This is a genomic window from Marinococcus luteus (assembly GCF_034497705.1).
In the GTDB taxonomy this organism is placed as follows: Bacteria; Bacillota; Bacilli; order Bacillales; family Marinococcaceae; genus Marinococcus; species Marinococcus luteus_A.
Window position 1 is genome coordinate 87244 of sequence record NZ_JAXRUV010000004.1, and the last position, 14235, is coordinate 101478.

Sequence of the window (14235 nt, forward strand, 5' to 3'; positions counted from 1 at the left end):
TAATTTAATGACGACATGGACCAGCAGCAACCTGGGCTACCCACGACTGGGTGAAAAACGCGAATGGAAAAAAGCATTGGAATCATACTGGAAAGGAAAGCTTGAAGAGGGTTCTTTTCAACAACAAATCCGAGAACTCCGATTGGAATTCTTGAAAAAACAAAAGGAACGCGGCGTGGACTCAATTCCTGTCGGTGATTTCTCTTTGTACGATCACGTGCTCGATACGTCCGTGATGTTCGGGCTTGTGCCAGAGCGCTTTGACGCTTCCGAAGGCTACTCCTCCCTATCTACATATTTCGCTGTAGCCCGTGGTACGAAGGCATCGCCGGCGAGCGAGATGACAAAATGGTTTAATACCAACTATCACTACATTGTGCCGGAGCTTCAAAACGCAAAGCCCCGACTGGTAGATAACTATCCGTTAAAAGCCTATCAGGAAGCGATAACTGAATTAGGTATTGAAGGGCGTCCATACCTAATCGGCCCGTATACTTTCCTGAAGCTTTCCAAAGGCTATGAAGACCACCAGTTTGAACAGCTGTTTAACGACCTTCTGCCACTGTATAAAAAAGTGCTGCAGCAGCTGCAGCTTGCAGGAGCAAAAAGTGTTCAAATTGATGAGCCGGCTTTTGTTCAGTCTTTTCCGGAAACAGATATTCCGTTAATCCGGAAAGCATATGAACTATTCAACCGCGAAGTACCTGAACTGGATCTGTTTGTGCAAACTTATTTCGACAGCGTTTCTCATTATAAAGACATTATCTCTCTTCCAATTGCAGGTCTCGGTCTTGATTTTGTTCACGGCAGGGAAGGCAACTGGGCAAATGTACAAAGCCACGGCTTCCCTTCAAATAAAGTACTGGGCGCAGGTGTTATTGACGGACGCAACATCTGGAAAGCAAACGTAGATGCCACTGTCGCTTTTGCCAAAGATATTCAGGCAGAAACAGGCAGTGAAAATATTGAAATTCAGCCGTCCTGCAGCCTTCTGCATACACCGGTTACAACCAAACACGAAACGCAGCTTGATCCGCTTTTGCTTGACGCACTTTCTTTTGCTGATCAAAAGCTTGAAGAAATCGATCTCATAACACGCACACTAAACGGTGAGGATACGAAGGCAGAGCTCGAGCAAAACACTGCCAAGCTTGATCGTGTTAAAAACGCTCCGTGGCGACAGGAAGCGGCTGGTAACGCTGCAGCAGACATTCCTTCCTCCCGTCCGCTATCGTTCGAAGAACGAAGTCCACTTCAGCAGGAAAAGTTTCAGCTGCCAAAGCTTCCGACCACGACAATCGGAAGCTTCCCGCAGACGCGTGAAGTCCGCGTGGAACGCCGCCGGGTGAGAAAAGGCGAAATTTCCGCAGAAGAATACGAAACGTACATTCAAAATAAAATGCAGGAATGGGTCGATATCCAGGAAGAAATCGGACTCGACGTTCTCGTGCACGGAGAGTTTGAACGTACCGATATGGTAGAATTCTTCGGAGAAAAACTGGGCGGATTTGCATTCACTTCCAACGGCTGGGTGCAGTCCTATGGTTCCCGCTGCGTCAAACCACCGGTTATTTACGGAAATGTGGAGTTCAAGGAGCCGATGACCGTAAAGGAAACCAAATACGCCCAGACGCTGACCGAAAAACCGATGAAAGGTATGCTCACCGGTCCGGTAACGATTTTGAACTGGAGCTTTGAACGTAATGACATTCCGAAAAAAGAAGTAGCCTTCCAGATCGCCCGGGCTCTTAATGATGAAGTCCTTGCGCTCGAAAACGAAGGTATTGAAATGATCCAGGTGGACGAGCCTGCAATTCGTGAAGGCCTGCCGCTAAAGAGAGCAGAATGGGATGAGTACCTGGAATGGACCGTTCACGCCTTCCGCCTTTCCACGTCTTCTGTTAAAGATACTACCCAGATCCACACGCACATGTGCTACAGTGAATTTCAGGATATGATTGAATCGATCCGGGCGCTCGACGCCGACGTCATTTCGATTGAGACGTCCCGAAGCCACGGGGAGCTTATTGAAACGTTTGAAACAGCTGTTTATGACAAAGGCATCGGCCTTGGCGTCTATGATATTCACAGCCCGCGTGTACCAGATGTTCAAGAAATGACTCAAATGATCGACCGGGCCCTGCGCGTGCTTCCGAGCAACCTGTTCTGGGTCAACCCGGACTGCGGACTCAAAACACGTGACGTACCGGAAACGATTGAAGCCCTTAAAAATATGGTCCGTGCTGCTGAAGAAGCTAGAAAAAACTTAGAGCAGCACGCATAATTAACACTAAGAAATAAGGCCCGGCCTTCCGGGCCTTATTTTCGTACGGAAAGGATATCTCACTTATGACTGTCACTACTGCATTTTTAAATAAACGCTCCGATTACAAAAAAGCATATGAAATTATCAAATCCCTGCGCCCCTCTCTCAGCTGGGAAGCCTTCAATGATTACCTCTCCCGTCACCCCTCCTACCAGCTGATTGCTTTAAAAGAAGAGGGGACGGTCGTCTCAGTAGCTGGACTTGAACTTTTGGAAAGTCTCGCCTGGGGTAAACACGCATGGGTTCATGAACTTGTGACTTCAGAGGGTGCACGATCCAAAGGTCATGGCGAAACCCTGCTCCGTGCCGTTCACCAGCATGCAGAAAAACACGGATGCACAGAAGTGATTCTAGCCTCCGGCCTGCAGCGCACTGACACCCATCGTTTTTATGAGCGGCTCGATTATAAGGCGTCGAGCTACGTTTTCCGTCACACTTTATAACGCAAAAGAAACTCTGCCCCGTGAAAGGCAGAGTTTCTTTTTATCGCTGCTGCTTTTGTTTTTTCCTTGGATTCTTTTCTTCCGAATTGAAGCTGATCAGCGCCGGTATTAACAACGGCAGTACAATCAGTCCAAACAGCAGCAGTCCGGTAATGACGACCGTAGCTACTTCGAGAAGCGTAAGCACTCCCGACGGAAGCATTGCTGCGAACGTTCCTGACAAAATGATAGCTGCTGTAATAATTACCGTACCCATTTTAATCATCGCCGTCTGCATGCCTGTACGCACGCCGGCTTTTGCTTCTTCATTATACCTGCTTAACAGGAAGATGGAATAATCCACCCCGAGTGCTACAAGCATAACAAACCCGAAGAACGGTACCGGCCAGGCAATACCCGGATATCCAAGCCCGTTTACAAAAATCAATTCTGTCACAGCCATTGCTGTAAAATACGCTAGTACAAGTCCGCCGATAATGTAAAGCGGTTGGATAATATTACGGAGCAGAATAATCAGTATCACAAAAATGCCGACAAGAACGATTAATACGGTCCGGTCAAAATCACTGGAGCTGACCGACTGCAGATCGCTGTTCACGCTAGGTACGCCTCCGTATTCGATCGTCGTTTCTTCAAGCGGCGTGCCCTGCGTGTTCGTTTCTACAACCTCTTTAACTTCTTCTGCACTTTGGATGGCTTTTTTGGAATAAGGGTCTGCGTTCAATCCGACTTCAATGGTCATCCCATTTTCATTGTCGAATACGTAATTGGATGCGCCGTCCTGGAAGTCTTCATTCTCGATGGTATCCTCCGGAAGGTACACGCCGGTGCCTTCAACATAATTTGCTTCAGACACATCTCCGGTAAAGGTTTCCGCACTTTCGAGGCCGTCACTGATTTCAGTCAGCCCGTCACGGGAATCTGCCACTCCATTTTCGAGTTCTCCGAGCGTCTCAGCAAGCTGTGCCAGCTCTTCTGTCTGCTGGTCAAGCTCCTGCTGCCCTTCTTCGAGACCACTTTGAATCTCTGTAATCTGCTGACTGATCCCGGTCAGCTGTTCCGAAGCTGCTGCCGCTTCCTGCGGAGAGGAAGCATTTGCCAGCTGCGTGTTCACCTGCTCGAGTGCTGTATTCACTTCTCCGAGACCGTCAGCGGCTTCCTGCAGGGAAGAGTTTTCTGTATCGCTGCTTCCCAGCTGGTCCTGGATTGAGCCCAGACCATCTTCGACCTCCTGCAGGCCACTTTCAGTCTCTTCGATCCCGTCACGGGCGTCACTAATACCCGTGCTTACATCTTCGAGCTGATTGTTTACATAAAAATCGTCAATAACGTCCCCGGCAGGCCGCGTAGCGCTGCGTACTGCCTCTACTTCATCCAAATTGGCAACAGAGCGGTTCAAGTCCTCTACATGCGCAAGTGTATCCGGCTCCATCACCGATTCATCTGATTCAATGACAATCTGCATTGGAAGTGCCTGACCGGAACCGAGACCTTCCTCAATTAAGTTAAGACCGGTAACTTCTTCCGTGTCCTGGTCGATTTCATCGATCGTGTCGTAAGACCGCGAGTTATCGAATGTTAATAATAGCGGTACTGTGACGACAGCGACTAGGAGAATGGCAAGCAGCGGACGGAAAACCGAAATACGGCTCAGCCATTTCCATATTTTACTGTCGGCATGGCCGTTATGAAGCTTCGACGGCCAAAACAAAGCGCTTTTCAATGTGAGCATAAAGAATGGCAGAATCGTCCAAAGAATGCCCGTTAACACGACAATGCCGACCGCCACCCCGACGCCGGACTGAAAAACAGAGAAGTTGGCGAAGCCGATTGCCGTAAAGCCGACAAGCACGGCAAGGGCACTGTAAACCATCGTTTTACCAGCTGTTTTGTACGTTCGTATGATCGCTTTTTTGTAATCAAGCCCGGCAGCCAGCTCCTCGCGGTACCTGCTTAAAAGAAGTATACAGTAATCTGTACCGATCCCAAACAGCACTGCGACAAGGAAAATCTGTGTATAGTTTGACACCGGAAAATTAAACCAGTCTACTAAATAAGCGATAATCGACTGGCTGATCAGATACGTAAGGCCGACCGCCACAAGCGGAACAAAAGGAGTAATAACCGCACGAAAAACGACAAACAACAGTGCAAGAATTAACACTACAGTAATCACTTCCGTACGCTCAAGCCCTTCCTGACTCGCTTCATTTACCTGTTGGTTTAAAAGCGATTCCCCGGTGACATACATTTCCACGTCCGAAGCTTCGTTGAGGTCCCGAATCTCTTCAGCGGCATTAACCGCCGTATCATTATCTCCTTCTATGGAGATTGGAATGACGATGACATTTTCCTCAGAGGCAACAAGCTGTTCTTCTGTTTCTTCGCTCTCAAATGGATTTGTAATTCCGGAAATTCCTTCAATGTTTTCGTCTTCGATGGCAGTAATCAGCGATTGAATATTGTCCTGTTCCTCTTCATCCACCTGATCTTCTGTTTGAATTACCGCGCTGATGGTGTTACCACCCTCACCGTTGTCATCTAGTATTTCCTGAGCCTGCGAGGACGTTTCTTCCTCCGGTATTTGCAGTGTCTCTTTGTCGGCTGCCAAATTGGATAGACTAGGCGAGACGACCGTAAGCACTACTGTAAAAATAAGTATTAATGAAGCTATCCACCAGCGAAACTGTAGTATTGTTTTCATCTTTGCTGTCCACCTTTTTGTAGTATGCTCCGTATTTTATTAAAAGTCTGGATAAACTGCTCTACTTCCTCTTCGTTTATGTCCTGAAGCAGATCGGACACATATTCATTTACGAGACGCGTATGCCGCTCATGAGATTTTTTTCCTTCATCGGTAATTTCTACGTACTTCACCCGTTGGTCTTCACTGCTGGGGACAAATTTCACATAGCCGTTGTTTTCCATTTTTTTCAGACGGTTGGATAAAGCGCTCTTTCCGACGAGCATTCTGTTTTGTATTTCTGTCGACGTCATCGCTCCGTATTTCATTAAAAAATCAAGCAGCTCCACCTGTTCCGGGGAAATTTGATTTAATAAATTATCAGGTATTTCATTAGTTATACGGTTTCTGCCGAGAATCATTACTTCGGCAAACAGCTCCACCGCTTCTTCCATTTTTTTATCCTTCATTAGTACACCCCCTGAACTATATAGTAGTTTACCCCCTGAACTTTTACTCGTCAAGTGTTAAAGGTTTAAACTATCCCTTTTAAAACAAAAAACGCCCGGAGCCGGACGTTTCAGTCGTTCATATGCTCAATACCTTTGGAAAGGACCTTTTCTACGTTCGTTAAATGAGCGCTCATTGCCTCTGCAGCTGCTTCCGGGTCCTGCTCATTTATAGCAGTATAAATCCGCTGGTGTTCGTCAAGGAGTCGGCGAAAGGAACGCTTTTCCGAAAAGAGCCATGCTTTTCTCGTTTCATACATCGTTTTCTGCATCGTGTCGGAGAGGCGGCCCATCATCTGTTTTAATAACGTATTTCCGGAAGCTTCGACGATCGCAAGGTGGAAACGGACATCTGCCTGTTCCCCGAGATCATCGGTCCTGCCTGCTGCCTGCGTCATCTGCTCCAGAGCAGTGCGCATTTGCACGAGATCATCCTCTGACCGCCGGACTGCCGCAAGCTCGGAAGCCCCCTTCTCAAGCACATGTCGTACTTCAAACAGCTCCTTCATCTCCTGTTTCGAGATGAGGGTGCGACTGTTCATCATTTCTGTGATAGTGGAAAAATCATACTGATTCACGAATGTTCCTTCGCCCTGCCTTATGGTTACAATTCCCACAGCACGCAGAGCGCTTAATGCTTCCCGGACGGCCGAACGGCTGACGTCAAATCTTTCCGAGAGAGCGACGACAGAGTCCAGCTTCTCTCCAGGCTTTACTTCGCCTTTCTTGATCATGCCCTCGATTTTTTCCCTGACTACTTCAGCTATTTTTTTCGTTTCAATACGATCCATTGTCATCGCCGCTCTTCCTTCCGTTCACTATTTACCGCTATTGTACCACCCATAGAATGCACATACTACGTTTTGCATTTGTTATAGATAAGGTCATCACATGAGTGGATTTTGCTTAATTTTATATATTTTCATTGCTATGTGAAAAAAGTTTTGTTTTTTCCATATAGACGATTGTCATTTTGGAAGGAACAAGTTAGAATTTATAACAATGGTTTTCTCTAGTACTTTGCAGCAAAGGTGGAACGTTTTATGTTATCTTTCTTTATCGCTATTATCCTGTTAATTGCCGGCTACATCGTTTACGGGTCCTTTGTGGAGAAAACGTTCGGCGTCAATGACCGCAACAAAACGCCTGCTTACCGTAACGACGGGCATATCGACTACTCTCCTCTCAGCTGGTGGCGTGGCAGCCTTATCCAGCTGTTAAATATTGCTGGTCTCGGGCCGATTTTCGGGGCGCTGCTCGGAGCCTTGTACGGGCCTATTGTATTTTTCTGGATCGTACTCGGCACCATTTTCGCAGGTGCCGTACACGATTATTTTTCCGGAATGCTTTCTCTTCGCCACAACGGCGCTCAGTTTCCATCCCTCGTAGGTAAATATCTTGGCCGTCCGATGAAGAGCTTCATTAATATTGTCAGCATTTGTTTAATGATCCTCGTAGCCGCCGCTTTTATCGCTGGGCCGGCTGAATTGATTGCAAGCCTCACCCCTCTAAGCTTTCTTACCGCCATTTTTGCTATTTTTGCATACTTTTTACTCGCTGCCCTGCTTCCAATTCAACGGGTCATTGGAAGGATCTATCCTCTTTTTGGCGCAGTGCTTATTTTTATGGCGGTCAGTATTGCCGGCGCGCTTGTATTTTCAGATGTAACGATTCCAAATGTTACGCTTGCCAATCTTCACCCCGATGAACTCCCGGTATGGCCGATGGTGATGGTAACAATTTCGTGCGGGGCTATTTCCGGTTTTCACAGCACCCAGAGCCCAATTATCGCCCGCACGCTGAAAAAAGAATCAGAAGGACGCAAAGTGTTTTACGGGGCTATGATTGCCGAAGGTATCATCACCCTTATATGGGCAGCAGCCGGCATGGCCTTCTTTGGAGGCACCGGCGGGCTTCAGGCAGCCATAGCCGCCGGAGGCCCTGCAGGCGCTGTCAACGAAATTTCTACGAGCCTTCTTGGTACACTCGGCGGGATACTTGCCGTTCTTGGCGTTATTTTGCTTCCTATTACGACAGGCGACACTGCTCTTCGTTCTTCAAGGATGATGCTTGCAGAGCTCGTGGCAAACGCTGTTTCCCTAAAAGGAAAGCCTCTTTTAATTCTGACGATTATTCCGGTCGTTATCCCGGCCCTGTTTTTATCTATGATCGATTATTCGTTTTTGTGGAGATATGTAGGATGGACCAATCAACTCGTCGCTACCGTGATGCTGTGGACCGGCTGCATGTACCTGCTTTATGCCGGCAAAAACCATTTCATCTGCGGCGTACCGGCGATGTTTATGACAGCCGTCGTCTGTTCCTACATTTTTTACGCCCCGGAAGGACTCGGTCTTCCGTACGGTCTTTCCATGACGATCGGGGCTGTACTGACAATGTTTGTGCTTGCATGGTACATCTGGAAAGTAATCTCCGTTAAACGGCAGGCCGCATACGACCAGGTCGAAAAATCTATATAAATGCTTTTGGCTGTCTGCTATTGCGGGCAGCCTTTTTCACTGAAGGAGAGGCTGATGAAAACGCTGCACGTTCATGCTAAACTAAATAAAGACGTGAAATTTTTATAAAGAAGGCGGCTTATCATGCACTACTGGAGAAAAATTAAGCGGCGACTGATCGGCGGCAGACTAATCAAGACCGGTATAGCTGTTCTGCTCACTGCCTTTATATGCGACATTTTCGATCTCCCGCAGGCTTTTGCCGTTATTACAGCCATTGTAACTCTTGAACCAACAGCCGCTGCTTCCATACGTAAAGGAGCCCAGCGGCTTCCTGCCACCGTCATTGGGGCGGCTCTCGCGATGATTACCGTTTATTTATTCGGGCCAACCCCGGCAACGTATATGATTGCTTCTGTGCTGACACTCTATTTCTGTAATATGCTGCGGCTCCGGGACGGGATGCTCGTTGCAACGATTACGGCAGTGGCGATGATCCCCACAGCGAGCGATCATTATTTTTTAACTTTTGTAGAACGTGTCGGCACCACATTTATCGGCCTTGCGATCTCTACATTAATTAATTTAACGATTCTACCTCCAAAATTTTCTTCTTTGCTCGCAGAACAGAATCGTAAAATGTTCGTGGAAACCGCCGAAATTTTTGAGATGCGGCTCGAGGAAGTAATGAACGGCCGATCTCCTTCTGCACAGGTAATGGAAAAATATCATCAGCTGGAAAGTGACCTCGAGCGGGCTATCCAGCTTTCTTATTACCAGCAGGAAGAATGGAAATACCATAAGAAAAAGGATACAGAGGCAAGAAGGTTCACACGGGAGCAGCGCCAGCTTCATTTTTTAGAGCGCATAAGCTATCATATTAATCGTTTATTTAATTTCGAAACAGATGACAGCACCTTTACGAAAGAAGAGGTTCAGCTGATTGGCGACATCATTCCGGCGATGTCACAAACGATTCATCACTTCGGGGAACGCATATCTGACGAACAGTTCAGGCTGATTGAACGTCTGGACCGGTGCTTTTGGAAAAAGCGCCAGCACGCATCACGGCCGAACATAAAAAAATATCACCATCATTTTTCTACAGACGTTATTATTATCTTCGCCCTCCTGTCTATTCACGATGTCCTCGAAGAGCTCGAAGAACTTCATTTTCCCGAACAGTCCGAGCAACAGCAAGCGCCCCGGCCTTCATAAGGCACGGGGCGTTGTATTTATCAGTTTTTTTAAATTTTACTGAAGGAGGATAAAAATTTCACTCTGTCTCCCATTGGAGGCGTCTGTTCATCAATAAGCTGGATTTCCAGTACAGCCGGGCAGTTATCTGAACAGAGACTTTCGTAAAGCCCGGGGGTAATATCATCCATGGAGCGGACCGTGGCGTACTTTACTCCCATCTGTTCAGCGATAGCTGCCACCGGCACCATCGATTGTTCAAAACGGTCGTGCATTCTTCCGTATTGAAGCCGGTGTCCATGATACACCATCCCGAGCCTTGCATTATTCATAACGATAAAAAGAATGGGCAGCTGATACTCTTTGGCCGTCAGTACTTCCATCCCATGCATAAAAAAGCATCCATCTCCTGTAATACTTGTGACAGGACGGTGTGGTTCGGCAAGCTTTGCTCCAAGCGCATTGGAAATTCCCGAACCCATAGCACCAAAATGAACGTTGATATCATACGTATCCGGTTTTTTTACTTCCATGTAGTGAATCACATAGCTCATAAACTCTCCAATATCCACCGTAAAAAGCGTATCCTCCGGCATATGGGACTGGAGCTGCTGAAGAACGTTCTGGGTTTCATATTTTTCGTTTACTGCTTTTTTCTGAACGCCTGTCCGCTGGCGCCCGGCTTTTCCTGCTTCAGGAAGGCGAAGACGCCTGTTAATTTCCCCAATCGTCGTGCGCACATCTCCGAGCAGGGAAATATCCACTTTATATTTGCGGTCGAATACCGTTGGATCATGGTCGAGCTGGATCACAAAGCGCTCAGCCGCCAAAGCCGGATTCCAGTTGTTCGTAGCCGTTTCTCCCAGACTGGATCCGATAACGAATATAATGGAATTATCGCTGTCTTCCATTATTTCCGTGGCTGTTTCGTGCCCGGCAAACCCGTAAACACCATATGCGTTCGGATGGTTCGACGGTACAAGCCCTTTAGCCTGTGGCGTAGTAACGACCGGCCAGTCCAGGTGATCCACGAGATTCATAACATCAGGCAGGGCATCTCTTGCTCCCTGGCCAAGGAAAATGATCCCCTGACGGTTACTGGAAAGTACCCGGGTGGTTTTAGATACATTGCTTTCCACCGGAGATAGCCGGCGCTTCTCCGGGTATTCGAGCAGTTCAGTGCCCCCTTCGAGCATGGATAATTGAATATTGATTGGGATCGCTACGTGCACTGGCCCGGGTATGCCGGCGAATGCTTTGCATACCGCCTCTTTAAACACATCACGCACTTCATGAATACTTTCCACCCGCCGGCTGTACTTGGTCACTGGAGTGAACATCGGAACTACGTCAAGCTCCTGGGAAGCATTCAAGCCAACGGTCGATGTCGGCACAGAGCCGGTAATAAAAAGCACAGGGGTCTGCTCTCTCATTGCATTCGCTGCCCCGGAGAGAAGATTCGTCGCCCCGGGTCCGCTGCTTGCTATACATACCCCAAGCTTTTCCGAACGCTTCGCGTAGGCGGAAGCCATATAACCGGCCGCCCCTTCATGCTTTGTAATAACTGGCGTAATATCGCCATGCTCATACATTTTATCAAAAAGAGCGTTCACCGACCCCGCCGGAATACCAAATACATAGTCCAGGCCACCCTGTCGCAAATAATCAATTATCCACTGAGCTGCTTTCATTCTGTTTTATCCCCCCACTAATTTTTACTATTCATTACAAATTCAGGAATTTTACTTGCCTGTATTGGTTTACTATACAGGAAACCTTGAACTAAATCACATTTATTTGCCTGCAAAAACTTCTGTTGTTCAAGCGTTTCCACCCCTTCGGCGATCACGTGAAGGTTCAGGCTGTGAGCAAGAGCAATAATCGTAGTTGTAATAGGGGCGGAGCTTTTTTCTGTTTCAATATCATCAATGAATACTTTATCAATTTTCAGTGTATCAATCGGAAATTCCCTGAGGTACTGCAGCGAACAGTAGCCCGTGCCAAAATCATCTATTGAAATACGGACACCAATGTTTTTCAGCCTTTTCATGGTCGTGACCGTCTCTTCAGTATTCAACAGTAGTGTATTTTCTGTAATCTCAATTTCTAAAAATTCGGGTGCAAGCCCCGTTCTGGTGAGTACCTCTTTTACATTATCCACCAGGCATTCCCTCTGAAACTGCTGCGCGGAGATATTTACCGCTACACGCAAGCTGCAAAGTCCTTGCTCCTGCCAGCTTTTCGCCTGAGAGCAGGCCTCTTCCAAAATCCATTCACCGATCGACGTGATTAAGCCGGTATCTTCAGCCATAGGGATAAATTCTGAAGGAGATATTTTTCCGTGGATCGGGTGGTTCCAACGTACAAGTGCTTCTACCCCTGTAACCAGGTTTTTACTCAAACGCACCTGTGGCTGATAAAAAAGTTCAAGTTCATTGTTTTCGAGCGCCCGGTATAAATCATTCTCAAGCCGGATTTTTTTCATGTCCGGCCCCATCTGCTCGGACGAAAACGCCCGGTACGTGTTGCCATTCATTTCTTTCGCTTTATGCATGGCCGAGTTAGCATTCTGGATCAGGTCATCTGCCAGGTGACCGTCCAGCGGGAAGAAGCTGATACCGATACTTGGTTTTACATACACTTCTTCCCCTTCAAGATAAAACGGGTTGCGGAATACGCGCAGAATCTGTTCTGCGGTCGTTGTAGCCTGCGCCATATTATCAAGCCGCGGAAGGATTAAAATAAATTCATCTCCTCCCTGGCGGGCCACTGTCGCTGCACCGCTCACCATTTCCTGCAGGCGGTAGGCGACTTCCGTTAATAATTCGTCTCCCCCGGCATGGCCGAAGCGGTCATTGATTTGTTTAAAACGGTCCAGGTCGAGAAATAATACAGCCATTTCCTGATCATGCTCTTTGGCTTCCCGGAGCGTCTGACTCAGACGGTCGTGGACAAGCATCCGGTTCGGAAGACCGGTCGTTCCATCATAGTATGCGTAGTATTCAATACGCTGCTCCATCTCTTTTCGAACCGTAACGTCTCTGACCGTTAGTACATACCCCACTACTATACCTTCTTCAATCTGGCTCGAGAGAGTATATTCAAGCGTTACGAGTCCTTTTTCAGGATGGCTCATATACGCTTCGCCGCTCACCGGCTGTATGGAATCAGAAGCCAGGTAAGATGCAAAAATATCGGACAGATCGCCCTCTTCATTTTCAATATGCTCGAGAATTTCATCGTAGGACTGGATGCTGTGAAATAGCCGGGTGTCTGTTTCAAGCATATCTTCAGCTGCTTCATTGGAAAACATCACGGTGCCTTCCAGCGAAAAGCCGATAATACCTTCATCCACCGTATTCATAATCAGCTCTTTTTCCGTGTTGATCTTGCGCATCTCCAAAATCAGCCGCTGGAGCTCTTCGTTCTTGCTTTGTATTTCTTCGGTCCTGCGCGCAATGATGCTTTCCTGGCTTTCGAGGTTGTATAAATGAATCAGTACAGGCGCAGTAGCATTAACGATGGATTCCACCCGGCGCTGCTGTGCTTTTGTATACTCGGCTGGCTGTTCGCCGAGATGGGCGACTACAATTACGCCGAGAACACGGCCGACAGAAATCATCGGCACCATAAAAATACTCTTAATATTAAACACATCACAAATTTCCTGAAATATTCTGTTTTCTCGCGCAACATCCTCAACAAATAACGGCTGCTTTGTGTGAACGACCTGCTGAAACAGCTTGTCGTTCGTCTGGTCCATTTGCATCCGCTCATGAATGCTTAACCACTCACTCTGTTCAAAGTCGCTTTTACGGCTGAGCTTTGAAGGCATGACTGTTTCTTTGGAAACAGGATCAATAATATGAAGACTCACATTATGATTGTTTAGTTCGTCGCCTATATGACTAAAGCAGACATCAATCGCCGAATCGGACGTCTGGGAATGGGCAAGCTGCTCCATCACCTCGATAAGGGTCTGCTTTTCATGCAGAAGCTCCTCAATGTTGTGCATCGCCTGGCTGTTTCGAATAGCAACAGCAGCCATGTGGACATAGGCTTCCACTGTTTCAATTTCAGATTCTGTTAAATTCATCGGTACCCCGTAGTCAAACAAATATACGAGTCCGAATAATTCGTCCCCGTGGGAAATCGGAACTGTAAGCACCGATCGGATCTGAAAGAAATCAATTGTTCTGGCATCCGGCCTGTCGTCTTTAGACGTATCAGCAATATAAATGGACTGCCGGGACTCGATCACCTCGCGGGCCAGATGATCCACCTGTGGATCAACGACGTGCTGGTCTATAGTCATCCCACTCAGCACTTCCGGCTTGCTGACGTAGCCTCTGTAACGCTCCCTGTCTTCCGGGAGATAAATACCAACCGCATCGCATTGGATAATTTCTTCTGATATAGCTGTTACGACGTGTTCAAGAAGTGTTTTAATGTCTAAATTGGCATTGATCAGTCGTGTAATCCTAGCAAGACGCGTATAACGATTGTGTTGTCCGTTTGACATCGAATCGCCCCTGTCTGTCGATGATTCCAAAGCTCTTATCTATATTATGAACTAATATTTCAATAGCAGGAAAATTTTTTCTTTATTAAAGTCCTA

Annotated in this window: 9 protein-coding genes; 4 read left to right on the top strand and 5 right to left on the bottom strand. The window is 47.3% G+C overall.

Translation table 11 applies throughout. The features are described 5' to 3' along the window. The first annotated feature begins 7 nt into the window (after nucleotides 1-7). Nucleotides 8-2284 (top strand): 5-methyltetrahydropteroyltriglutamate--homocysteine S-methyltransferase, encoded by a 2277-nt coding sequence (metE, locus tag Q9M42_RS08365; RefSeq protein ID WP_322526032.1) that lies wholly within the window; start codon nucleotides 8-10, stop codon nucleotides 2282-2284. A 65-nt stretch (nucleotides 2285-2349) separates the two neighbouring features. Then, nucleotides 2350-2769 carry a GNAT family N-acetyltransferase gene (locus Q9M42_RS08370; RefSeq protein WP_322526033.1) on the top strand — a complete coding sequence of 140 codons (420 nt, stop codon included), beginning with the start codon at nucleotides 2350-2352 and terminating at the stop codon, nucleotides 2767-2769. Between the two features lie 40 nt (nucleotides 2770-2809). Here Q9M42_RS08370 and Q9M42_RS08375 read toward each other — a convergent pair whose 3' ends face one another. The 3 genes from Q9M42_RS08375 to Q9M42_RS08385 all read right to left on the bottom strand — a co-directional run bounded on the left by Q9M42_RS08375 (nucleotide 2810) and on the right by Q9M42_RS08385 (nucleotide 6758). Then, on the bottom strand, nucleotides 2810-5473 hold the full coding sequence (locus Q9M42_RS08375; protein WP_322526034.1) for an MMPL family transporter: 2664 nt from the start codon (nucleotides 5471-5473) through the stop codon (nucleotides 2810-2812). Further along, complete coding sequence (locus Q9M42_RS08380; protein WP_322526035.1) at nucleotides 5470-5922, bottom strand: MarR family winged helix-turn-helix transcriptional regulator; 453 nt, start codon at nucleotides 5920-5922, stop codon at nucleotides 5470-5472. The genes Q9M42_RS08375 and Q9M42_RS08380 overlap by 4 nt, the downstream gene beginning before the upstream one ends. Nucleotides 5923-6032: 110 nt before the next feature. Continuing rightward, nucleotides 6033-6758 (bottom strand): FadR/GntR family transcriptional regulator, encoded by a 726-nt coding sequence (locus Q9M42_RS08385; protein ID WP_322526036.1) that lies wholly within the window; start codon nucleotides 6756-6758, stop codon nucleotides 6033-6035. 246 nt (nucleotides 6759-7004) lie between these two features. Here Q9M42_RS08385 and Q9M42_RS08390 point away from each other — a divergent pair, with 246 nt between their 5' ends. Further along, nucleotides 7005-8441, top strand: coding sequence for a carbon starvation CstA family protein (locus tag Q9M42_RS08390; RefSeq protein WP_322526037.1), 1437 nt, complete (start codon nucleotides 7005-7007; stop codon nucleotides 8439-8441). 123 nt (nucleotides 8442-8564) lie between these two features. Continuing rightward, nucleotides 8565-9638 (top strand): FUSC family protein, encoded by a 1074-nt coding sequence (locus Q9M42_RS08395; RefSeq protein ID WP_322526038.1) that lies wholly within the window; start codon nucleotides 8565-8567, stop codon nucleotides 9636-9638. A 29-nt stretch (nucleotides 9639-9667) separates the two neighbouring features. On the opposite strand, the gene Q9M42_RS08400 is transcribed toward Q9M42_RS08395, so the two are convergent. Together Q9M42_RS08400 and Q9M42_RS08405 are read right to left on the bottom strand one after the other, a co-directional pair. After that, nucleotides 9668-11308 carry a thiamine pyrophosphate-binding protein gene (locus Q9M42_RS08400; RefSeq protein ID WP_322526039.1) on the bottom strand — a complete coding sequence of 547 codons (1641 nt, stop codon included), beginning with the start codon at nucleotides 11306-11308 and terminating at the stop codon, nucleotides 9668-9670. A gap of 17 nt (nucleotides 11309-11325) precedes the next feature. Beyond that, nucleotides 11326-14139, bottom strand: a complete 2814-nt coding sequence (locus tag Q9M42_RS08405; RefSeq protein WP_322526040.1) for an EAL domain-containing protein — start codon at nucleotides 14137-14139, stop codon at nucleotides 11326-11328. Between the last annotated feature and the right edge of the window lie 96 nt (nucleotides 14140-14235).